Annotated in this window: 27 protein-coding genes; 5 read left to right on the plus strand and 22 right to left on the minus strand. The window is 40.0% G+C overall.

From position 1 onward, the window contains the following. Position 1 precedes the first annotated feature (1 nt). Both TVG_RS05860 and TVG_RS05865 read right to left on the minus strand, forming a co-directional pair. Positions 2–289: a hypothetical protein gene (locus TVG_RS05860; RefSeq protein ID WP_010917350.1), complete on the minus strand. Its 288-nt coding sequence runs from the start codon at positions 287–289 to the stop codon at positions 2–4. 144 nt (positions 290–433) lie between these two features. After that, positions 434–865, minus strand: a complete 432-nt coding sequence (locus TVG_RS05865) for a multiprotein bridging factor aMBF1 (protein WP_010917351.1) — start codon at positions 863–865, stop codon at positions 434–436. A gap of 71 nt (positions 866–936) precedes the next feature. On the opposite strand from TVG_RS05865, the gene TVG_RS05870 reads away from it, so the two are divergent. The 3 genes from TVG_RS05870 to queC are packed head-to-tail and all read left to right on the plus strand — an operon-like array spanning position 937 to position 2,858. Then, positions 937–1,605, plus strand: coding sequence for a fibrillarin-like rRNA/tRNA 2'-O-methyltransferase (locus TVG_RS05870; protein WP_010917352.1), 669 nt, complete (start codon positions 937–939; stop codon positions 1,603–1,605). 46 nt (positions 1,606–1,651) lie between these two features. Continuing rightward, on the plus strand, positions 1,652–2,131 hold the full coding sequence (locus TVG_RS05875; RefSeq protein ID WP_010917353.1) for a 6-pyruvoyl trahydropterin synthase family protein: 480 nt from the start codon (positions 1,652–1,654) through the stop codon (positions 2,129–2,131). Position 2,132: 1 nt separating this feature from the next. After that, positions 2,133–2,858, plus strand: a complete 726-nt coding sequence (queC, locus tag TVG_RS05880; RefSeq protein ID WP_010917354.1) for a 7-cyano-7-deazaguanine synthase QueC — start codon at positions 2,133–2,135, stop codon at positions 2,856–2,858. Positions 2,859–3,100: 242 nt separating this feature from the next. Here queC and mdh read toward each other — a convergent pair whose 3' ends face one another. Continuing rightward, positions 3,101–4,078, minus strand: a complete 978-nt coding sequence (gene mdh, locus TVG_RS05885; RefSeq protein WP_010917355.1) for a malate dehydrogenase — start codon at positions 4,076–4,078, stop codon at positions 3,101–3,103. 266 nt (positions 4,079–4,344) lie between these two features. Between mdh and gvpD the strand changes: the two genes are divergently transcribed. Then, positions 4,345–5,772 carry a gas vesicle protein GvpD P-loop domain-containing protein gene (gvpD, locus tag TVG_RS05890; RefSeq protein ID WP_010917356.1) on the plus strand — a complete coding sequence of 476 codons (1,428 nt, stop codon included), beginning with the start codon at positions 4,345–4,347 and terminating at the stop codon, positions 5,770–5,772. A gap of 2 nt (positions 5,773–5,774) precedes the next feature. Here the strand turns inward: gvpD and TVG_RS05895 are convergent, their stop codons facing one another. Together TVG_RS05895 and hemB are read right to left on the minus strand one after the other, a co-directional pair. Further along, a complete protein-coding gene (locus tag TVG_RS05895; protein ID WP_010917357.1) occupies positions 5,775–6,386 on the minus strand; it encodes a peroxiredoxin in 612 nt (203 codons plus the stop codon). Positions 6,387–6,463: 77 nt separating this feature from the next. Continuing rightward, positions 6,464–7,429, minus strand: a complete 966-nt coding sequence (gene hemB, locus TVG_RS05900; protein WP_010917358.1) for a porphobilinogen synthase — start codon at positions 7,427–7,429, stop codon at positions 6,464–6,466. A gap of 82 nt (positions 7,430–7,511) precedes the next feature. On the opposite strand from hemB, the gene TVG_RS05905 reads away from it, so the two are divergent. Continuing rightward, positions 7,512–7,844, plus strand: coding sequence for a TA0956 family protein (locus TVG_RS05905; protein WP_010917359.1), 333 nt, complete (start codon positions 7,512–7,514; stop codon positions 7,842–7,844). A 3-nt stretch (positions 7,845–7,847) separates the two neighbouring features. Here the strand turns inward: TVG_RS05905 and TVG_RS05910 are convergent, their stop codons facing one another. The 17 genes from TVG_RS05910 to gatD form a co-directional block, all read right to left on the minus strand. Beyond that, the gene (locus tag TVG_RS05910) at positions 7,848–8,093 is read right to left on the minus strand and encodes a hypothetical protein (protein ID WP_010917360.1); all 246 of its coding nucleotides are present in this window, start codon (positions 8,091–8,093) and stop codon (positions 7,848–7,850) included. Next, a complete protein-coding gene (locus TVG_RS05915) occupies positions 8,090–8,440 on the minus strand; it encodes a hypothetical protein (RefSeq protein ID WP_156769112.1) in 351 nt (116 codons plus the stop codon). The genes TVG_RS05910 and TVG_RS05915 overlap by 4 nt, the downstream gene beginning before the upstream one ends. Before the next feature lie 6 nt (positions 8,441–8,446). Further along, the gene (nuoN, locus tag TVG_RS05920) at positions 8,447–9,868 is read right to left on the minus strand and encodes an NADH-quinone oxidoreductase subunit NuoN (RefSeq protein WP_010917362.1); all 1,422 of its coding nucleotides are present in this window, start codon (positions 9,866–9,868) and stop codon (positions 8,447–8,449) included. Continuing rightward, the gene (locus TVG_RS05925; RefSeq protein ID WP_010917363.1) at positions 9,865–11,415 is read right to left on the minus strand and encodes an NADH-quinone oxidoreductase subunit M; all 1,551 of its coding nucleotides are present in this window, start codon (positions 11,413–11,415) and stop codon (positions 9,865–9,867) included. Before TVG_RS05925 ends, nuoN begins: the two co-directional genes overlap by 4 nt. A 1-nt stretch (position 11,416) precedes the next feature. After that, entirely contained in the window at positions 11,417–12,472 is a 1,056-nt protein-coding gene (locus TVG_RS08840) for an NADH-quinone oxidoreductase subunit 5 family protein (RefSeq protein WP_010917364.1), read from the minus strand. Next, on the minus strand, positions 12,417–13,415 hold the full coding sequence (locus tag TVG_RS08845; RefSeq protein ID WP_010917365.1) for an NADH-quinone oxidoreductase subunit 5 family protein: 999 nt from the start codon (positions 13,413–13,415) through the stop codon (positions 12,417–12,419). The genes TVG_RS08840 and TVG_RS08845 overlap by 56 nt, the downstream gene beginning before the upstream one ends. Positions 13,416–13,417: 2 nt before the next feature. Beyond that, positions 13,418–13,729 (minus strand): NADH-quinone oxidoreductase subunit NuoK, encoded by a 312-nt coding sequence (gene nuoK / locus TVG_RS05935; protein ID WP_010917366.1) that lies wholly within the window; start codon positions 13,727–13,729, stop codon positions 13,418–13,420. Beyond that, entirely contained in the window at positions 13,730–13,948 is a 219-nt protein-coding gene (locus tag TVG_RS05940) for an NADH dehydrogenase subunit J (RefSeq protein WP_010917367.1), read from the minus strand. Then, the gene (locus TVG_RS05945) at positions 13,941–14,189 is read right to left on the minus strand and encodes an NADH-quinone oxidoreductase subunit J (RefSeq protein ID WP_010917368.1); all 249 of its coding nucleotides are present in this window, start codon (positions 14,187–14,189) and stop codon (positions 13,941–13,943) included. The genes TVG_RS05940 and TVG_RS05945 overlap by 8 nt, the downstream gene beginning before the upstream one ends. Beyond that, on the minus strand, positions 14,186–14,617 hold the full coding sequence (gene nuoI, locus TVG_RS05950; protein WP_241760265.1) for an NADH-quinone oxidoreductase subunit NuoI: 432 nt from the start codon (positions 14,615–14,617) through the stop codon (positions 14,186–14,188). The genes TVG_RS05945 and nuoI overlap by 4 nt, the downstream gene beginning before the upstream one ends. Next, positions 14,614–15,654 carry an NADH-quinone oxidoreductase subunit NuoH gene (gene nuoH, locus TVG_RS05955; protein WP_010917370.1) on the minus strand — a complete coding sequence of 347 codons (1,041 nt, stop codon included), beginning with the start codon at positions 15,652–15,654 and terminating at the stop codon, positions 14,614–14,616. The genes nuoI and nuoH overlap by 4 nt, the downstream gene beginning before the upstream one ends. Continuing rightward, a complete protein-coding gene (locus TVG_RS05960; protein WP_010917371.1) occupies positions 15,651–16,754 on the minus strand; it encodes an NADH-quinone oxidoreductase subunit D in 1,104 nt (367 codons plus the stop codon). The genes nuoH and TVG_RS05960 overlap by 4 nt, the downstream gene beginning before the upstream one ends. Then, a complete protein-coding gene (locus TVG_RS05965; RefSeq protein ID WP_010917372.1) occupies positions 16,754–17,209 on the minus strand; it encodes an NADH-quinone oxidoreductase subunit C in 456 nt (151 codons plus the stop codon). The genes TVG_RS05960 and TVG_RS05965 overlap by 1 nt, the downstream gene beginning before the upstream one ends. Further along, on the minus strand, positions 17,209–17,682 hold the full coding sequence (locus TVG_RS05970) for an NADH-quinone oxidoreductase subunit B (RefSeq protein WP_010917373.1): 474 nt from the start codon (positions 17,680–17,682) through the stop codon (positions 17,209–17,211). Before TVG_RS05970 ends, TVG_RS05965 begins: the two co-directional genes overlap by 1 nt. Next, complete coding sequence (gene ndhC / locus TVG_RS05975; RefSeq protein WP_241760266.1) at positions 17,670–18,104, minus strand: NADH-quinone oxidoreductase subunit A; 435 nt, start codon at positions 18,102–18,104, stop codon at positions 17,670–17,672. Before ndhC ends, TVG_RS05970 begins: the two co-directional genes overlap by 13 nt. Before the next feature lie 246 nt (positions 18,105–18,350). After that, entirely contained in the window at positions 18,351–20,147 is a 1,797-nt protein-coding gene (gene gatE / locus TVG_RS05980; RefSeq protein WP_010917375.1) for a Glu-tRNA(Gln) amidotransferase subunit GatE, read from the minus strand. Further along, on the minus strand, positions 20,144–21,364 hold the full coding sequence (gene gatD / locus TVG_RS05985; protein WP_010917376.1) for a Glu-tRNA(Gln) amidotransferase subunit GatD: 1,221 nt from the start codon (positions 21,362–21,364) through the stop codon (positions 20,144–20,146). Before gatD ends, gatE begins: the two co-directional genes overlap by 4 nt. Positions 21,365–21,442 lie beyond the last annotated feature (78 nt).

A 21,442-nucleotide genomic window follows, 5' to 3' on the forward strand; every position in this document is an offset into this window, starting at 1 on the left:
ATTATTTTATTGGGGTGAGATCGGTACGCTGCCTGTTGAGCACGACAACGGTCGGTTCAACCACGTACTTTGACTTCGAGATTCTTGTAATAGAAACTAGGGCAGACTTTCTATTATTGTTGTTAAACATCTTCCGTATCTCGGAGATAAGGGTCTTATTAACAAACAGCTCCACATAGATTGGTACACCCCTGTTGTACCATACGGCTATTATAGAGCCCCTTGAGACTCGCTCTACATCCTCCCTATCTACTTCAACGTCTATTCGTTGCCCTATTTCTATTTTCAAGTTGCTTACCCAATTTCTAATAAAAAAGACAGTTATATAAGCTTTTCCTGCATACTAAGTTAAAATCGTTTGATGTAAATAATAACATATTGGAAAGGCTCTTGCAAGAGCCAGACATGCATATGTAGCAATTTTAGTTTATTCTTATGCTTTTTCGAGTAGTGTAATTCCCAGTATTTTCTCAAGCTTTCTTGCGGTCTTTATGTCTGGGAGCAAATCACCCCGCTCAATACTCGCTATTACATTTTTTCGTTCAAAGATCCTAGCCGCAAGGTCTGCCTGAGACATTCCTAGCTTTTCTCTGGCATTCTTGACTATTTCTGGATAATCTTCTACAATATCCAAGTCTTCTTCACTTATCTTTTTCTTAACCGCATTCTTAGCTGGATGTGTATCTGGCACTCTTGTAGCTGGTTCTGGCAATGTTACTTTTACTGACTCCACACGCTTAAAATTATTGTGTTCGATAACTGGAGTGCCAAATTTAGCACAATCATCACAAACATTCAAAATTGCACCGTCTATCATGACCTTTGTAGTATGCTGGGTCTTCTTACCGCACATTTCACATTCCATATAAAAACATATACCAATTCGATAGATAATCTTTATCTGCGTTTCTGCTTTAAGTTAGTAGAGAATCATATATGTCAAAAGGAGATAGACCGGGCCTATTGCTCCCCTTTGAAAACAAGCGCATAATTAGAATTCGGAATTCAGTGTATACAGAGACGGAAACCCCGCAAAGGGTATATGGAGAAGAGATTACAAAAATTAACAATCGGACTTACAGAGAGTGGGACCCAAGGAGAAGCAAGCCCGCAGCGGCCATACTAAATGGCCTGAGGAGATTCCCAATTAGGGAAAATGATTCTGTGCTCTATCTTGGAGCTTCTACTGGTACGACAATAAGCCACATATCTGATATATGCCCAGCAGGCACAATTTACGGAGTAGAAGTCTCCTATGAACCTTTTTCAAAACTGCTAGATCTTGCAAAGAAGAGGAATAATCTATACCCAATACTTGAAGATGCCAACTCCCCCGAAAAATACTCGTTCTTTATTGAGCACGTTGATGTAATGTACCAGGACATATCCCAGAGAAACCAAATCCAAATATTCAAAAATAATGTCAATACGTTTAATCCAAAACGTGGTTTCCTAGTGCTCAAAATAAGATCCGTGAAGTCGACTGAAGACTCTAGGAGCATACTAAACACGGCTATGGATCAATTGAGTGTATACCACCTTAAAGAAGTTATTAATCTTAAGCCGTACGATACGGATCATTACCTTATAACTCTCGATACATAATGCTAAACAAAGGTTAAGTAATAATATTCCCAAGTTATTAGGCACTATGAAGCTCACTGTAAACGGTTGGTATACCAATATGAGGTTTTCAGCAGCCCATTTCATCCCATCGCACTACAAGTGTTCAAGGTTGCATGGCCACGACTACGGGATAATAATTAACGTTGACGGAGAAATGCAGGACGGCATGCTAATAGACTTTATAGAGCTCAAAAACGCAATAAGATCCGTAATAAACGAGATGGATCACAAGCTCCTAGTGCCGGGCAAAGCTAACATTGCTAAATATAATGAGAGCACAAATGAATACGAAATTTCATACAACGATAAAAGGATGATAATACCAGCCGAATATGTTTATATCTGCGATGTATATAATACTACCAGTGAAGAATTATCTAGATTTGTTGCAGAAAAGGTTGGGGCAAAGATCGGAAAGAGGAAAAACCTTAGAAGCATTGAGGTATCTGTTGAGGAGGGGCCTGGCCAAGGTGTTTTTTACAGCGTAGACATGAGGAGGGATTGAAATGCCGAAAAAAGCTGTCGTTTTGTTATCAGGCGGCTTAGATTCATCGACGGTTCTTGCCTATGCCTTAAATAAGGGCTTTGAGGTGTACGCTATATCATTTGACTATGGCCAGAGGCATTTAAAGGAGATGAAGAGCAGCGAAGCGATATCAAAGTTTTACAACGTGGATAGGAAGATAGTAAAGGTAGACTTAAGATCAATAGGCAAGAGCGCCTTGACCGACAATATTGAGGTGCCGTCCAGGGACATATCGACCATTGAGGAGGAAATACCAGTCACGTACGTTCCAGCCAGAAATACAATATTCTTATCCATAGCTGCTGCTTACGCAGAATCCCTAGGAACAAATGAGGTTTTCATAGGTGCCAATGCTATAGACTATTCAGGATATCCAGACTGCAGGCCAGAGTATTTTAACGCTATGGAAAATGCATTATCATTGGGAACTAAGATAGGGTTGAAAGAAAAATTTCATATTAACGTTCCACTGCAATACCTAAGCAAAGCAGATATAGTTAAGTTAGGTGTAAAGTTAAATGTACCCTACGAACTTACATGGTCATGTTATAAAGGTGAAGAAGAAGCATGCGGCGAATGCGATTCCTGCCAGCTAAGGTTAAAAGGGTTCATGGAAGCTGGATTTGCTGATCCGCTGAAATATTCAAAATATCCGGAATTTTACAGCAAAAACTTAGTAAAACTCCGACCCTTAAAGAGAAGATGAATCGCATACCAAAATTTGATTCTAAGTTCTCATCTATATTTTAAACATGATTTAGGCCTTTTATAGCGTATTCGTGTGATCTACTTATACGGAATTAAGATGTATTGGCTAATTTTTATTGCGATGACGCAAAACGAAGTTAAACTATTCATTTTAGACAGTTAGAATCCGTTGTAATGATTATGAATTTTCTATCAGTAATAGAAAAACAATAAATATATTAAATATAAAAAATTAAACCCCTACTGGGGATGCTTCTTCAACCACTCGTCAACATTCTTCGAGCTTGCCTCAACAGAGGCCACACTCTTCTTCCAGAGTTCAAGCTCCTCTGGCAGGAAGTCTATGTCGTAGATCTCTTCAACTCCTCTTTCACCGATTTTAATTGGAACACCTATGAACTTGTTGTTTATTCCGTAGTGCTCAGCATGTTTTCCCGTTATATAGGCTGCGCATGGTATGACTCTCTTCTTATCCTTGATGACGGATTCAACCATAGCCGTTATGGATATCCCAGGCGCATAGTAAGCACTTCCTGCCTTGAGGTAATTCACTATTTCCCCACCGCCAAACCTGGTCCTCTTTACGATTGCGTCTATCTTTTCTTTGGGAAGCAGCTTCTCTATTGGAATTCCAGCAACGCTAGAGTACCTTATAAATGGCACCATATCATCTCCGTGGCCTCCAATAACAAAAGCGTTTACGTCTTCTACTGAAACGTCGAGCTCCTTAGCAAGAAATGTCCTGAACCTGGAACTATCCAATGAACCGCCTAAACCCATTATTCTTTGCGGATCAACACCGGAAATCTTCTGAAGGGCATATGCCATTATGTCGGCAGGGTTAGAAACAACAACTATTATAGAATCAGGTGAATACTTCTTTATGTTCTTAGATACATCTGCAATTATCTCTACATTTTTGTCAAATAGGTCCTCTCTGCTCATTCCTGGTTTTCTTGCCATTCCGGCAGTTACTACTATAACGTCTGATCCCTCCATATTTTTGTAATTCGAGGAATCTGATGTACTAAAGCCTACAACGTCAAGATCATATCCCCAGTGTGGTGCTCCTTCCTGAATATCTAGAGCTTTTCCTTCTGGAATCCCATCAACAACATCGAATAAGTATACATCGCCAAGCTCTTTTGTTGCTAAAAACTGGGCAACTGTTGCGCCTACATTGCCGGCGCCTATTACAGAAATCTTTTTTCTTGCCATATATGTATATCACTTTGTTATTAAAAAACTAATCTAAGGTTCACATTTTTAGACAATAGCTATACGAATAATTTTCGACTACCCGCCTATGCTTCCTCTATACTTTCTTGGTCTATAAAAAATCTTCCTTAATATACCTTGAATTATTTCTCCGTTAAGAGAGAAACAAAAAGTTTTAATAGAAAACTTTAACCATTCGTAAATAGATTAATATATAGAAAAAACTTAGCATTATTATAAGCAGAAGATGGGGGGTTGAATCTACGGTGGAAACAGATCCGATCATGTACGCATTCGAGAGATTTTTCGATCAGAAATTCGGCAAATCACTAGTGATAAAGGGAAGACCAGGATCAGGAAAAACCACATTCACCCTCGACTTTCTGAACGCTGTCAGAGATCATCATCCCGTATACTATATATCCTCGAGATCCTCAGATGCATCCATTCTAGAAACGTATCCGTGGATTAAGAATGAATATGAAATTAAGGGATCAGTTGAAAAAGTAAAGACATCTGCCCTTAGGAACTTTGAGAAGATGGTTGAAGAAGGAAAGTTCGGAGATGCCCTTAGAGACGGATTGATCGTTGAGACAAGCAAAATAGTTCCAATAATACAGGCATTATATGAATTTGTAGATAATCATTTTGGAGAGAGCCCTATAATAGCTCTAGATTCAATTGATGCTTTGGCTGAAGAGTATGATATTCCAGAAGATTACCTATTTCTCATGCTAAAGAACGATCTCGTTGAGGGTTCCGGAGCACATTTAATAACTATACTGGAAGCTCGACAAAACGAACGCCTTGAATATTTTGCGGATGGTGTAGTTACCTTAGACTACAATGTTAAGAATGATATGCTTGTCCGGTCTCTCACACTTGAGAAAATGAGGGGGATTTCTGTGGGCCCATCCCCTACCTACATGTTTTCTCTAGCAGATGGTAGATTTCGTTCAGTAACTCGAAATACTCTAGTATTTCCGGAGAAGAGAATAGAACTTGATCCAGGCAACGATGAATCTATGGAGTTCCAGGTATCAATGGGTGATAGGGAATACGGCAAAATAACCGCAGAAGGTACTGACAGCATCCCAGGTGGCTCTATAGTTTTGCTTCACGTTAAGGACAGAAGCCCGGCAATAAACGATTTCATAAACCTGTTTAAGACCAACCTAATAATAAATAATATAGTTCACGGCAGAGGAGTCATCGACATGACCGCCAGTGGCTATGAAACTTATACAGTTCTGCTAAAAGCACTTGGAGGAAAATATCTAAATAACTATATAACAGCATCAAAATCCGACCTTATCAATCCTTACGTAATATCGCTAAAGGGAGAAAGGATTAAGGATGACTTAAATAGAGAAATAATCGAGGGGAAGCTCGCACAATCGAAAGGCCCTTACGTGTATTTCTTCTCCTCGGATTACCTCTTTTTAGTTTATGGATTTAATTTCCTGAACCAAATAGTTGAAGTTGTTGATGACATAAGGACCAGCGGAGTTATATTCTTCGTAGCAGATGATGATACATACTCTAAGATGTTTACAGCATCACATCTTTCCCTTGATCTGTTTTCAGTTAATGGGTATGCCGCCGTATCATCAAATAAAACTTCATCATTTCTTGTACAACTAGTTCGTGATCAAAATCAATGGCCAAAAATAAAATTTGTAGAAATCGAATAAATTTATTTTACAAACTTTAGATACCAGGTCTTAACTCCCTGCTCATTATCCCTCTTGAAGCTTGAATCTACAGTGGTAGGCGCAGGCTCAATGCCTTCTTGTCCTGGCTGCCAGTTTGCAGGAGTAGCGAGCTTCCTGTCCCAGTTGAACTGAAGAGCCTTTATGACACGTATTATTTCTTCTATGTTTCTGCCTGTCTCAGCTGGATAATAGATCATCCACCTAACTATCTGGTTCGGATCAATGATGAAGACTCCTCTCACAGTTGCACCTGATTTTTCATCTATAAGGTTGTATTCCCTTGCAACCTCCTTATCTATATCTGCAATTATTGGAAACGGTATATCGATCCCAAAGTGCTCCTTAATGTCCCTTATCCAAGCTATGTGACTAAAGACACTATCAATACTTAGTCCTATCAATTCAACTCCTAGTTTCTGAAAATCTTCATATCTCTCAGTAAACGCAATAAACTCTGTAGTGCATACCGGCGTAAAATCGCCCGGATGCGAAAAGAGCAGAACCCATTTCCCCCTGTAGTTAGACAGGGTTATCGGTCCCTTAGAGGTGTTCACTGTAAAGTCTGGAGCTTTTTGTCCCAATACAACTGGCATTTTTAATCACCAAATTAAAAATATTAGAGGGATATTTAAGCCTATTGAAATGTGCATCGCTAAACACAGAAAATCTATTACGCCTTTCTCGACTCGGCGAGGCGTTCTGCAAAATACGTAATGACAATGTCGGCACCAGCCCTGAATACAGCAGTTAAAGCTTCGTTTACTGAATCTTCGCCTATAAGCCCTTGATTGACAGCGTTCACTATCATGCTATACTCCCCACTCACGCTGTAGGCTGCCAGTGGCAAATTAAACCTATCCCTGGCGGACCTTATTATATCTAGATAAAATATAGCAGGCTTTACCATCACTATATCTGCACCTTCATCTATGTCTAGCTCTATCTCTCTAATAGCTTCCTTCCCGTTGCGGTAATCCAATTGATAACTCTTTCGATCCCCCACTTTCGGGGCAGACTCAGCCGCCTCCCTAAACGGACCATAAAGATTAGAAGAGAACTTTGAACTATAAGCCATAATCATTGTGTTGACGTAACCAGAAGAGTCTAGAGCCTCTCTTATCGCCTTAACTTGGCCATCCATCATCCCGCTGGGGGCAACAATATCGACTCCGGCTTCGGCGTAGCTTACAGCGATCTTCCTGTAGACTTCTAGAGTCTTGTCATTATCCACATAATCATTGCTGATCAGGCCGCACTGGCCAGTATCCGTATATTCGCACAAGCACAGATCAGCTATGGTTACTATGTCAGTTGTCTCCTTTATGAGAGATATTGACCTCTGAATTATGCTGTTCTTATCGTAAGCTGAAGAACCAAAGCTGTCTTTGTACTTCGGTATCCCAAATAAAAGTACTGATTTTATGCCTATGTCTTCAAGATGCTTTACATAGTCTTCGAGCTGGCTGATTGGGTATCTGAAAATCCCAGGCATCGAACTGATCTGTGTCTTCTCTTTAATATTCTCATCTATGAATATAGGCATGATAAGCTTATCAATACTTACTCGGATCTCACTAATAAAGTCCCTAAGGTTTTGATCTTTTCTGTATCGCCTCATTCTGACGATTGGATACATAGACAGTTATTAGCTCGAAGAATAAAGATATGTTGCTCTGCACACATCGTTAAGCAATTATGCGTGTTTGTATTGTGGAAATATGGAACTATGTGCTATGTATAATATATCCATAGAAAATCTGCATCCGACAACCATATGCGTAGTTATGGACAAATTCCTTGACTCCTTTGCAGAGCTCTTAGGTGTACTTGAGGATCAAGATCAAGATGAACTGATGGATTTTATATCAAGGTACGCCAGAACTGATGAGATAAGGCCTGAGGATAAAACAGTTGGGTTTGTAGTTATTAACTCAGCTAAAAAGATGATGTCAGTATCGTTTTCAGATATAGACGAAAATGTCAAAGAAAAAATAAGGGAGATCATCAAGCCATATAGGGACTCTGGGTATAGCGTGGAAGCCGATCTCTAAAGATCAGTACATAGTCAAATTGTATTTTTTGTCAACGTATTCGTAATCTTTCCTGTTTCTTATGCCAAGTAGTTTAGTCAGATTTTCCATTTGGCCCTTAAAGCGGCCATCGTATATTTCTCTCCCCAGAACCAGCCTGCCATGATCTTCATCGAACATTATCTGTTCTCCGTATTTTTTTAAGCAATGAATGCATTCCGCTGCCTCCTCTTCATCCTCTACTTTGTTAAAGCATTCTTCAAAGCTCATCTATCATCGCACCTCTTTCCATCAAAATACGGGAACCTAACGTTATATCTATCCACGGAATAGAAAAGATAATATGGGAAACTGCTTAGAAAATTACTATCAACGTATTTTGAAATGTCTGGATTATCTCTTATGTAATCCGAAATGGACTTCCACCCCTTTTTCCCCTCGAGAACATCCTGCAGCAAGGTGAGAAAATTAAAGTATACATCGTAACGCCTATCTCCTGTCGATCTTCTGTACAGGTCTAACCTTCGAACTGCATTGAACACCACTTTATATGCATCATCGATTTCACCAGCAAGCAGTGCACTCCTTACAACATCCATGTTAAGATCTCCATTCAACTATCATCACCCCACTATTTGGCTGGATATTCCAACTAGAACAGGGAAAAGCACATAAAAAACACCGAGGAATACAACTATAGCTGCTGAAACTATCACGGCAGCTTTATTTCCCATATCCGTGGAAAATTCTCCCTTAGGTTCCTCCCAGAATAAGTATCTCATAACTTTCATGTAATAAAATACCGATATAGCGCTGTTTATTATAGCTATAATAGCTAGCCACCAAAGGCCTGAATCGATTACTGACAGGAACAGGAAATACTTGGCGAGGAAGCCACCAGTCAATGGAATTCCAGCCAGTGATAGAAGAAGTATAGAGAAGCTAGCGGCTACATATGGTGACTTCTTGCCAAGGCCGGAAATGTTTTCGAATGTAATATTGTCTTCCTTAACCATGTTCATAGCGATGAAAGAACCGCCCTTCATAAACACGTAAACTAATGCATAAAACATACCAGCTGCTATAGCAAGACTGACTGACCTAGCAGATCCAAGTCCTACATATGAAACAACAGAAATTACGAGTATCATATAGCCTGCCTGGGCAACGGAAGAGTAGGCCAGGAGCCTTTTTACATTCATTTGAGAGAGAGCGGCAACATTGGCATAAGTCATCGTTATTATTGCTATTATAGTAAACATGTAATATACTGGTGTTGGGAAAGACTGGAAACCAACGAGGAATATCTTTAGAACTAGTACAAAGGCCATTATCTTAGTCCCAGTTGACAAATAAGCGGAAACCCCGTTTTCTGTTCCATCGTAAGCATCAATTGCCCACTGATGCATCGGGAATATTGCAAGCTTGAATCCAAACCCTATGAGAAGGAACAGCAGTGCCAGTAAGAATTCAGGCTTTGTCCCTGAATAATAGCTTATGCTAGATCCGTTCAAAACAGGGGAAAGAGAAAACGTATGTACTGAAAAGAAGTAGAAGCCTATACCCAATATTATGAAAGTAGTCGCAATCGTGCCTGTAAAAAAGTATTTTATAGTGGCTTCAAGGTTCCTCTGCTTACCGCCATATGCAGACATTATGTAGGTCATTATACTTACGGATTCGAAAGCAACGAAGGCTATTACGAGATTCCAGGTCATAGCTACTATGACCATTCCAATTACTGAGAATATTAGTGAAGCGTAGAAGACTTCTGGCCTCTTTTTAACGTACCTATACATAGGTAAACTGATAAAAAGTGCTGATATTATGAGAACAGCTGAAAAATAAACTGAAAACTTGTTTACAGTGATACCATAGGAAGAATCGTATGGTATAAAGAATACAGATAATAGTGCAGCTATCAGCGTAATAAATGAGATAGCTGCTGAGGCCTTTCCACTCTGTATGAACATACCAACAGCAAGTACGATGAAACCCATAATAACAAGCAGTATCTCTGGTATAAATATAGAAATAAGACTCATTGCATCACCTCAAATACGTGCGCTTCAAGAAAAGCGACAACATTCGTTCGAAGAGCAGGTTCTACGGATATTGAAAGGGAAGTATTTGTATAATTGACAAGATTAGCAAAGATCAGATTGGGATAAATTCCAAGAACAAATATAACAAGCACTAAGAAGATAAGAATCATAAACTCCCCACTGTTAATATCCCTTATAAAGCCAAGGTTTTCATTGTATGGCCCATATAAGGACCTCTGGGCAGTCCATATGTGGTAGGAAGCTGTAATTATCATCCCGAAGATTATAAGGAAGATATACCAGCTGACAGTCTGAAAGACGCCCACCACTATCGAAAATTCTCCAATAAATCCCGCAAAACCTGGCAAGCCAAGCGAGGCAAGTAAGCCTACTAGCGTAAGCGATGCAAGTTTAGGTGCTTCTCTGTAAATGCCTCCGAGGCCGTAAACCGAGTCAGTCTTAGTATTTCTAGATATATAGTATAGCGCTGAGAATACTAGGGACATTATCAAGCCATGTGCGACTATCTGGAACATGCCTCCTGCTGCTTCTAGTGCCCTTACGCTGTAATCTATACCAGAAGTTTCAAGAATAGAGGCGGCAAATGAAATTGTAACGAAACCCATTGCAGAGGCGCTTGCAAAGGCCATCATCTTCTTTATATTTCTTTGGAACATGGCCGTCAAAGCGAAATATATTAGACTAATTATTCCAAGCGCTATAAGCAGGTACAATACATATACGTCAAGAGCTTTGTATGATTCTATCATTATACCGAACAGACCATAGCCCCCCATCATAGATATTGCACCCGCAAGTATCACACTGCCCGGATATGGAGCAGAATAATAGGAATCCGGAAGCCATGAGTGTATAGGAAATGACGGCATCTTAACCAGGAAACCAAACAAGAAGCCAAATATCACGAAACCCTTGTAAAATAATGAAAGTTTTGGGAGGATAGACATCAGTGGGCCTATCTCAAATGTAGGAGATGCAAGATAAACATAAGACTGAGAATAAAGGGTAAATATTGACAGCAAGATAAACACTGAACCTATATGTGTGTAGACAAAAAACTTGAGGGATATCGAATTCTTATTCCCAATCCCATACCTTCCTATCATGAAGTAAACGGGTATCAACACAACTTCCCAGAATATGTAGAAAAAGAGGAAATCCCTCGATATAAGTAAACCTATTAGACCTGCAAGTACGGTCATCTCTAGGCCAAAAAAGGCGGAACCGTAATTCCTGTCAGTTATTAGGACTGCGATTAATATAACAACGGCGCTAAGGATCAAAAGAGCATCTGTCAGCCCAGAGACAGCGATGCTGAATGAGAGGCCTAAACTGCTGGAAATTACAACTGAATACCTGGATATGAAGCCACCAGAGTATGATGAAAATCTCATTATGGAATAGGCGATTATTTCTAGTAGAAGTATGCCAGAGAGTACAGCGGATACTTCCTTAGCGTGTTTACCAGTGAAATAAGAAATTATTCCAAATATTATTGCTGAAATTAGAATAATCAATGCAAACATCTTACATCAGCTCCACAATTTCCACTATAATAAAGATAACTATAGCGGCTAGAATAAGTACAGCCACGTAGTTTTCTAGGACACCGTTCTGCAAGTTCCTGAAATATGAACCCAGTGTTACAGTATCTGAGCCAAGATCGTTCACAGCACTATTATATTTGTTCTCGAAACCGCTAAAGGCGGCAGAAAGTGGTAGTATAACCCGCTCTGAGATTATTCTTGTATAGAGCACATCAATATAGAATTTGTTTTTCACTAGTTTATAGTACCAGGTCTTAGATATATCCCAGGTCTTCCATTTCTCGAAACCATATATGTAGAGATCTACGAAGAAGCCTATAGCTAAAAGTATTGCTGGCAATGTAGATATGTAAACCGGTGCAGTTGGAACTCTAATTGCTGCAGCAACGCCATCTAACGTAGGTGCAACAAATTTATAGAACGGAACCTGCCATATACCGAGTATTAGTGCGAACAGAGAAAGGATCATGAGCGGTATCGTTGCAAGCACAGGAGGATCTTTTGCCCTTTCGGCAAGAACTGATCTTGGCTTTCCAGTTGCTACAAGAAAGAACATTCTAAAGGTATATAGGGTAGTTAGCAGTGAGCCAATCATTAGGAAGAGGAATGGCCATATATGGGCAAAAGAGGGAGCAGAAGTGAAGTAATTGTACGATGCGTATATGATTGGATCCTTAGAGAAGTAGCCAGATGTACCCGGAAAAGCTACCAAGGCCAATGCACCTATGAAGAATGCGGTGGTAGTTATAGGCATCCTCTTCCATAGGCCGCCCATCTGTTTGGCATCCCTCAAATCCATCATGGCTATTAGGAACGCACCGGCACTCATAAAGAGCAATGCCTTGAATATAGCGTGAGACACGAGATGGAACATTCCAAGAGAAACGGCAACGCTGCCTATTATTGGGCCTAGGCCTATCGCAGCAAGCATATATCCAAGTTGGCTTATAGTGGAATAGGCAAGGATTCTTTTTACGTCGTTAACCACCAGGCCAAGGATGCCTGCATAAAGTGCAGTAAATGAGCCTATATCCAAGTTGGCTTATAGTGGAATAGGCAAGGATTCTTTTTACGTCGTTAACCACCAGGCCAAGGATGCCTGCATAAAGTGCAGTAAATGAGCCTATTATAGCGACAGCGTACATTGCAAAGGGTGCAGCATAAAGAAACACCTGGTACAAGCGTGCCACTAGGTAAACTCCCGCAGTAACCATCGTCGCAGCATGGATGAGCGCCGATACTGTGGTAGGGCCTTCCATTGCATCAGGTATCCATACATGAAGCGGAAACTGGGCAGATTTGCCAATGGCGGCACCAAGGATAAATATAGCAATGATTCCAAGTCTTACCTTTCCTATCTGAGATGCGATTAAGCTGGCGTGCGATATTAAATACGGAATGCTAAGAGGATCCCCGGTGACATTAACAAGAGAGTAGTACAGAATAGACATTCCTATTATGAATGATAAATCTCCCACTCTTGTGACGATAAAAGCCTTTTTCGCCGCTGCAGTAGCGTTTGGCTTAAAGAACCAGAATCCTATCAGGAGATAGGAACAAAGACCTACCAATTCCCAAAATAAGAATAGCAGGACTAAGTTAGAGGATATTACAAGGCCCAGCATCCCTGCTGTAAATAGGGATGTTTCCGCGAAATAAACATGCTTGTTGGGGTCATCCTTCATGTAGTATATTGCAAAGAGGTGTATCATTAAGGAAACGAAGGAGACCATTATAGCCATTGTTATCGCCAGATTATCGATGTATATGCCGTAGTCAATATTGTAGAACCAATGATACGAATTATATATAGGGCCCTTCAAAACTTGGAAGTAACTCAAAATGGCGAAAACTAACGCCAAAAATATAAAGAATGAGGCAACTGCCCCAGACCACTTCCTATAGAATTTGCCTATCACTAGAGAAAAGACAAAGCCAAGCAATGGGGCGATGAATATCATCCATCCATAAACGAACATCTTTACCACCTTATCTCCTTTAGCAAAGATATGTCGATCTTGCCGAACTTTCTATACACGATAACGAGCAATCCAAGACCTACGGCAGATTCAACAACACCGATAGCTATAGCAAAGAGAGCAAACACATAGGGATCTATTTGTACAGAGCTTGAATAAAAGTACGAACCAATGCCGATTATAGATAGGATAGCTGAATTGATCATAATCTCTATAGAAATAAGCATTTTTATACCAACTCTTGACGTCATCACGCCATAAAGGCCAATAGTGAACAACAGAAGCGCAACAAATGAAACAGCTGCAGCAAACACTTATTCCTCACCTCTTGCAACATACATAACACCTATTACAGCGCCAACTATAATTACGGATAGGAGTTCGAATGGGACTATGTAAACATTGAAAAACGAAAACCCAATAAGCGATATGTCTTGAGAGACGGGCACGAAAGTTCCCGGCATAACTATAACTGGGATAGCCGTAGCAATAAAGAATAATGCGGCTGAAACTAAAGCTAGATATTTATTCAATTTCCTTACCTCCTGTTAACATAACTGTAAACACGATCAGCGTCACTACAGCACCTATGTATACAAGAATTTCAACTGCAGCCACAAATGAGGCACCTAGAAATAGAAATTCAGCGGCTAAAATAAAGAGAAATAGGAATAAGTATATTGCTGAATGCGTGATGTTTTTCTCCTTAACCGAAAGAACTGAGAACGCTATCAGAAATACTGCTATTATGGAAAAAATAAGAGTGTATATCATTTCTTTACCTCCTCTTCTGTCTTTTCTAGCTCTTGGGGACTATAGAAGAAATTATTCCTAGTTCTTGCAGTTTCCAGTTCGTGTGTCAAGTATATAGCTTCAGTCGGGCATATCTCTTCACAATTCCTGCAAACTGTACAGGTTCCAAAGTTTACCTGTGGATATAAGTTTCTTTTATTGTGAGGATTGTTCCTCTCCACCACTATCATTCTAATCGACAAATTCGGGCATACCTGTTCACAGAGTGTGCATCCAACACAGTCATCCATGCTAAGGAATATCCTAAATTTGAATCTTGGAGGTGTATATGCTTTTTCTTCAGGATACTGCACAGTTATTGGCTTTTTAAATAGGTGCTTAAAGACCGTAAACATGCCCTGAAGCATCCCAACAAATGGGATTCTTTTTGGTTCTTTAACTTCAATCACGATATCACCCCTAATGTTAGGAAGCCTGCCCATATTAGATTTATAATTGCAATGGGCAAAAGTATCTTCCAACCAAAGTTAACAAAACGATCAATTCTTATTCTAGGCATTGAAAGCCATATTAAGAAGGAAATAAGAACCATGATGAGCCCTTTTATGAGCAAATAAATAAAGCCAGCGTAGGATGAATAGGGCCCATTATAGCCACCAAGGTATAAAAGCGAAATCACAAGAGAACCGAGGAATATGCTTCCAAACATTCCCATGTAGAAGAGACCAAATCTCATCCCTGAATATTCAGTTGAATACCCTGATACTATTTCACTGTCACTTTCTGATAAATCGAACGGGGTGTAAGAAGATCTTGCTATCATGGCCACCATAAATACGAAAAGACCTAAGGGCTGAAGAATGCCGAATGGTATGAATTGAGTTGAAACCAGTGAAGAAAATTCTAATGGTGTCTTATTTACAGCTGAATCCATCATTACCAGTGCAATAGCACTCAGCATCATCGGCACTTCGAATGAAACGTCCTTAGCAACACCACGCATTGCACCTAGAAGGGCGTATTTGTTGTGTGAACTTATTCCTGCTAATATTTCACCTATTGGCATCATAGCAATTGCACCAAAGAACAGGATAAGTGAGACATCCGAGTGGGTTATTGTTAATGATCCGATCCAGTAAAAATCTCCATACGGTATTAAAATAAAGCCGACTACCAGACCAATAAAAACAATGTATGGAGCGGTCTTATAGGCAAAATCATCTCTTAACTTGGGAAGTATAGATTCTTTGCCAACTAACTTTATTGCATCAGCTATCAACTGTAAGCTTCCGAACTTACCTACTCTATTGGGCCCATATCTTAGCTGCAACCTAGCCATGTATTTCCTGAACAAGTATATCATCGCTATTAAGGAGACGAAAACAAATATTAGAAAGAATATCGTTTCGAATATATACGCCAGGAAATACGAAGCGTAGTGGCCCGTTATTTGAAAGAAGAGCTGCAACCTAAGCAGTATGTTCATCTATCCACCTCCCCGAAAACGAGATCTATAGAACCGCCTATGGAAATAAGATCGGCAATCATCTGTCCTTTAGCAAGTGCTGGTAGGACTGAAAGGTTCTTAAAAGTAGGGCTTCTAACACGCACCCTGTAAGGCCTCAGCGATCCATCTCCAACAATATACACCCCGAACTCGCCTTTCGGCGATTCGGTTCTTGCATAAACTTCTCCCTGCCCACGCAACCTGATCATCAAAGGCTTTTTCGCCTTCTGATTAAAGTAAGGGCCTGCCGGCAGTTTCTGTATCGTTTGATCTATTATTTTAACGGACTGCCTCATCTCCTCTATCCTAACTAAAAACCTGGCTAGGTTATCACCCTTGAAAGAGACAGGGATATCGAAATTAACTTTATCATATACTAAATAGGGTTCTGCCTTTCTAACATCGTACTCAACGCCAGAAGCCCTCAGCATAGGACCAGTGACGCCATAATCTATAGCCATCTCCTTTGATAGTATACCTACTCCTTTGGTTCTTGATAAAAATATATCATTCTTTACGAACAGATTAGCAATCATGTTCAGCTCCTTTGGAAATTCTGTTATAAACTGTTTTATGTGATCTAGAGCTTCGTCTGTAACGTCTTGGTATACGCCACCTATACTCATATAATTTAGCTGCTGCCTTGATCCAGATACCTCTGTGAATATCTTCAGAATCTTCTCCCTCTCTTTGAAGCAGTAGAAGAAAGGTGTCAGCATACCAAGGTCCAGACCAAAGGCCCCAAGCCAGACAAGATGGCTTGCTATCCTATTTAATTCACCCATCATTACTCTGATCCACTTTGCCCTGCCTGGCGGCTCTACGTCAAGCAATTTTTCTGCCGCTTCTAAGTATCCAATTTCCATGTTCATAGCAGCAACATAATCCATACGGTCAAAGTAGATCATATTGTCGCAATAAAATTGCAGCTCACAGATCTTCTCTGCATTCCTGTGCAGGTATCCTATAATTGGTTCAACGTCCTTAACAATTTCACCGTCTAGCTTAACTTTGAGCCTTAATACGCCGTGCATTGATGGATGCTGCGGTCCAAAGTTTACCTCTGTCCACTCTTCCATTACCAACCGCCCTCCGGGTCAAATGTAACGTAATCGTTTCCTTCTTCGTCCATGTTCACATACTGCGCTTTGCTAAGGTCATAATTTTTCCTGAGTGGATGGCCAACCCAACCCTCGGGAAGAAAGAGCCTCTTAAGATAGGGATGACCATCGAATACTATCCCTACCAGATCGTATTCTTCTCTTTCATCCCAGTTCGCGGCATTCCACAATGGAGTTAAGCTAGGTACGTGGTTATCCGTTGTCTCGGTTTTTACTATTATATACTCGTTCTTCTCGAGATTATATAGATGATAAACAACTTCTATATGGTCTACGTAATCTACCCCCGTAGTAAGGGATAGATTATATCCTTGTGCCTTAAGATCCCTCATCAAAGCGAGGAGATTTTCTTTTGCGACTTTGATTATCCTCCTTCCGTCCTTTCCTTTTTCTTCGCCGAGTATATCTACCATTATCTATCAGCCTCCCCCCTTATCTTCTTTTGAAGTAGTATTATGCCATTTGTAAGCGCTTCTGGTGTAGGTGGGCATCCCGGCACATAAACATCGACAGGAACGACCTTATCAACACCCAAAACTACGGAATAACCTTGGTTATACGGGCCGCCTTGTATAACACATACGCCCTGTGCTATGACGTATTTTGGATATGGCATTTCGTCGTATATTCTTCTTACCCTGGGTGCCATTTTCTTCGTGACAGTTCCAGACACTATCATCAGGTCTGACTGCCTAGGGGAATTTCTAAATATTTCACTACCGAATCGAGAAATATCCATATCAGAAGCCTGTATTGCCATCATCTCTATGGCGCAGCAGGCTAATCCAAATGTCAATGGCCAGAGAGAATTGCTCCTAGCCCATTCGTAAGCTTGTTCAACCGTAGTTGTTACAATACCAACATCTCCCGTCTTTATTTCAACCACCTCATATAACCAAGTTTAAAGGCGTAATAAACAGCAAACAGTGGCATGGCAAGGAAAATCAAGGTTTCTATGAATGGAATGAGCCCTAGAGATTTAAAGTCATAAGCCCATGGAAATAAAAGAAGCATATCAACGTCAAAAACTACGAAAAGCAAAACAACGATGTAATATTGGTTTATGGATGGCCTTCCCCATATTTCTCTAGCCACTTCCCCACTCTCATATGGTTCGAGATACCTTTGATCTTCACCGGGCGGGGTATCCTCATACGCAGCTTTTTTTAGTATATCTTCAGTCCTTAGACTTATCTTGTTATCCCCGTACCTGTTCGCACCCAAAGCAGGCAGAATCTTGAAGCCGAAAATCAAGGCAAGCGGAAGGACTACAATGATTATAAGCAACGGAATATACCCGTCTAACATATTAAGAGTATCGTTTGACATTATATAAGATTTCTTTTTAGGAAATACTATCGCACGGCTTATGACGTTTATCGATATATTTTGATTGAGAAATATCAGAATGGTTTTACTTCATTTCGTTTAATATTCTTTTTACGTTTACTGTTATGCTATTCTAAACAAGATTAAACGAATTTATGCTTATACAGTTATTTTTACGAATGTTGAATTTAAACATACTAATTTAAATGTGGGGAATATAATAATTCAGCCCAAGCACTCAATTGCCATACTTGGATCAAATATCCTATCGGTGTTCTTTTTCAACACGCTTACTACGTTTGCCTTAGTAATTGTTATACCGGATTTCTTCAATTTATCTATGATCTCGCAGATTTCGTCCTTAGTCAGTTCGATCAGCCTCTCATCTGAAACAATCAAGGCGGGGTCTTTATTTTCGCTAAATAATATCTCTAGCGCCTTTTCCACTTGGTATCTATCAAATTTTCTGTCTGACATTAACCTTACAAGAACAAATATTAAATTGTTATCGAATTTTTTGGCATATTTTTTCTCTAGGTACGGTATTATTTGAGTCAATACTCTAGCCGATTCTCTTGGGTCTAAGTATGTCGACAATTCTTCTAATTCCTGTATCTTCATATCCGAAGCCAACGACTCGGCGACTTGTTTTGAAATGCCGTACTTTGTAATTATAGAGCTAACAAGATCCTCAAATCCCACAGACTTTATTTTATCACTCTTCTGCAGAATATCTTTGCTTACGGCAATTACGGGTATGTCTGTTTCAGGATACATCCTGTCCTTTCCAGGCATCGGCCGTAGAAATACAGTTGAATCTTCAGTTGGCCCTCTAGTCTCACTTAGATCCAAAGAAATCAATTTTTCTATTCTGTTAGCAATTTCCTCCTCAATGATCCCGATTTTCTCTTGCGGAGAAAGGAGAATTATTACGCCATCCAATTCATCCTTTTGTAAACGATCATAGATTGGTTGAATATCCGATTCCTTAAGACCATATCCGGGTAATTCATCTGAATGCAAGAGTCCTTTTAATCCATAAGCACGAACTAAATCTGCGAGCTCTTTGCCTAGCCTATATTCTCCAGATTTGAGGGTTCCTGCTAGGTTAGTGCAAAGCGCTGCATAAGCCCGACCCGTTTTTAATCCAGAATTGACCACTTTTGAGCTTGTATTCACAAGCAGATCCGTTACATCTATAAAGTAGAATCTTGAACGGTCAAAGCCCCCTCTAAGTTTTATTAGATCTGAAGCTTTTTTGAGCATATCCTGCCTTTGTATCTCATACTTAAGAACTTCCTTTATTTGTGAAAGTTTAGATACTCCCTTTATTTCAACGCGGCCGAATCCCATGGAAAAGTTTACATCTTGCCTTACAGAATCTGGAGCTTTTCTAGATTTTCCAGTAGATATAACGTAGTATCCGATCTTTTTTGCAACCTCAACCGCATGCTCTTCATCAATTATGTCGGGCTCAGTTGAAATTTCTATAAGAGGAATGCCTAGCCGATCAAGCGAATATACTACCGTTCCTTCCTTTTCTTCTATTTTTCTTGCGGCGTCTTCTTCCAGACACACTGTGGAAATTCTGACCTTTCCCTTGCTTGTCTCAATATACCCGTTTATGCCGATTATAGCCGTACGCTGAAAACCCGATGTGTTTGAACCATCGATCACTATTTTCCGCATGTAAGTTATATAATCTAGGATATCGCAATTTAAGGCTCGGGCCACAGAAATTGCAGTCGCAATGGCATCTTCGTTAGGCATCTTTGGCGGATCTTCATCGCATTCAACTAGGCAGGAATTATCTGTTACCACATATTCAAAAGTCCTGGATCTTTCACTTTCATATTTAGCTGCTGCATCTATCCTTCCCATCTCGCTCTCTGATACATGGAGATGCCTCTCAAATCTGTATTTTTCTGTACCTGATGTTTCAACGGGACATCTACAAAAAAGTTTCCCAGTATTTAACTGGAAGTGGATTTCGAGCCCGATCTTTATATTTCGATGAGTCATATATACACCTCTCTTGGAATCAATCTGTTAAGTATTTCTCCCCTTAAATTCCGGTTGAACACATTTATGAATTCTTCTCTTCCATAGTTCCCAAGTGTAAACATAGCCTTTACATAGGCTACCTCTGGAACCATATCTCCGGCAGATATAACTCCAGCTGCGATTAATTCTCTTCCAGTAGAATAGACGTTCATATCGACAGAGCCGTATATGCACTGTGAGGTCATTATTGCGAAATTTCCATCTTTCGTGAAATTTTTGAATACAGGTATTAAGTCCTTTGCAATATGCCCCAATCCAGTTCCCATTATAACTACTGCGTGTTTGCCCTCGATCATATTCTCCACATCGCTAGCCACCAACCCAGGATGGAAATATATGATTGAAACTTTCTCGTCCAAATGATCGAGCAGTAAGTTTTCTTCCTCTGCTTTTCTGTAATCTGAGAAAAACCTTACTGAGGATGTGTACTCAGCAAGATGGACGGTATCTATACTCTCGAACGCATCTCTTCTAGATGTATGCATTTTTCTTGAACGTACAGCTCTATGTAAAACTATAGAACCATCTGAAATGCCCTTATGCATAGCTATTCCGACTTCGCCAAGGTCTGTTGCCGCAAAATTAATAGCACCCTCCATATTTTCTTTTGTGTCCGAACTAGGTCTATCCGAGCTCCTCTGCGATCCAACAAATATTATTGGCTGGGCCAGGCGCTCAAACATAAAGGCTAAGGCAGAGGAAGTATAGCTCATGGTATCAGTTCCATGCGATACAACAATACCACTAGAATGCTTAGTTTCGTCCATAACCTTTCTTGCAAGATGAATCCAGTCAGCAGGCTTCATGTTCTCACTTAGTTGATTCATCACGTTCACTACCCTTATGTTAAACTTTGATTCTAGCTCGGTTCCCCCAAATAGAAGCCTAGGATCGGATACAGGCTTTACTGCTCCAGTCTCATAATCAACCCTACTGGCTATAGTCCCACCTGTAGCGAGTATGCTTATGCTTTTTTCACCAGTCCCAAAACTTTCTACTTCAGTCTTTTTTTCTTTCTTTTCCTCTATAGTAACTCTTGATAAGATCTCAACTTCAGATCTATCAAAGGTAAGGTTATAACCATTATCTGCCTTTATAGTTATGAGACCATTTGCTTCATTAATTAATATACCCCTTACCTTGGCATTTTTATATATGATCTCTACATTCTGCATATCTCGTAATTCATAACGTATTAAATAAGTGTGGTATCAGGCTAAATTTAATAAGGTCTTTAACATAATATTCATAGG

The sequence above is a fragment of the Thermoplasma volcanium GSS1 genome, from assembly GCF_000011185.1.
Lineage (GTDB): Archaea > Thermoplasmatota > Thermoplasmata > Thermoplasmatales > Thermoplasmataceae > Thermoplasma > Thermoplasma volcanium.